Below are 311 nucleotides of genomic sequence, written 5' to 3'. Positions count from 1 at the left end.
GGCCCCTGCGATCTTTGCATCAACGCTGAAATCCTGGGGCCGCCTTGCGGCCCTTTCGCGACACAAGGCCGCTCCTACAGGGGAATGCGTACACCCCGATCATCAGCACGCCTCGGTTCATCCCCCGCCGCGATCACCCCGCCCGCCCCGGCCGACACCCCGTAATGCTGTGCCACGTCGACCCCGGCCAGGTCGATGGTCTGGGTCGGCGCGGCGCCGGCGACACTGCTGACCTCGATGGTCGACACCACGTTCCTGCAGCGACCGGATTGAGCCCAGCCAAGCGCAATCCCCGTGTAGGAGCGGCCTTG

General features: G+C 67.8%; 1 protein-coding gene. It reads right to left on the bottom strand.

From position 1 onward, the window contains the following. Positions 1-74 precede the first annotated feature (74 nt). Positions 75-248, bottom strand: coding sequence for a hypothetical protein (locus tag NJG22_RS24495; RefSeq protein ID WP_366518866.1), 174 nt, complete (start codon positions 246-248; stop codon positions 75-77). Positions 249-311: the final 63 nt, after the last annotated feature.

This window comes from Pseudomonas sp. VA159-2 (assembly GCF_024126635.1).
GTDB classification, from domain to species: Bacteria; Pseudomonadota; Gammaproteobacteria; order Pseudomonadales; family Pseudomonadaceae; genus Aquipseudomonas; species Aquipseudomonas muyukensis.
Note: the sequence above shows the minus strand (reverse complement) of the source record. Positions and strands in the feature narration are given on the sequence as shown.